Source organism: Streptomyces sp. DH12 (genome assembly GCF_020873895.1).
In the GTDB taxonomy this organism is placed as follows: Bacteria; Actinomycetota; Actinomycetes; order Streptomycetales; family Streptomycetaceae; genus Streptomyces.
This window is the reverse complement of the sequence record NZ_JAHWGT010000807.1, coordinates 1-484: the sequence shown is the minus strand read 5'-3', so window position 1 is coordinate 484 and position 484 is coordinate 1. Positions and strand designations below refer to the sequence as shown.

1 protein-coding gene is annotated in these 484 nt (G+C 73.6%); it reads right to left on the bottom strand.

Translation table 11 applies throughout. The features are described from left to right. Positions 1-96: 96 nt before the first annotated feature. Positions 97-484, bottom strand: a 388-nt coding sequence (locus LPA54_RS37180) for a response regulator transcription factor (RefSeq protein ID WP_228984875.1), incomplete at its 5' end; no start/stop codon positions are given.

Below are 484 nucleotides of genomic sequence, written 5' to 3'. Positions count from 1 at the left end.
ACGGAGGACATCGCGCCGCAGATCGCGCGGGACTGATCCGAGGGGCTGACGTGCGCGGGTCCCGGCCGGGCGCCGTCCGGCCGGGACCCGCGGCTGTCAGCGACCGTTGCTGTCGTGGCGCAGGCGGTCCCGGGCCTCCGTGGCGATCACCGCGGCCTGGATACGGCGCTCCACGCCGAGTTTGGCGAGCAGGCGGGAGATGTGGTTCTTCACCGTCTTCTCGGCGAGGTAGAGCCGCTGGCCGATCTGGCGGTTGGTGAGCCCCTCGCCGATCAGTTCGAGGATCTCCCGCTCCCGCTCGGTGAGGCCGGGCAGGACGTCCGGCTCCTGCTGCTCCTTCCGCGGGCCGCCGCGCAGGCGCAGGACCACGTTCCAGCACGTGTCCGGCAGGCCGTACTCGCGGACCATCCGGTACAGCCGGGACTCCGCGAGCGCCCGCCCCTCGGCCAGCAGGGAGTCCACCGCGTGCACCACGTGCGGGCGG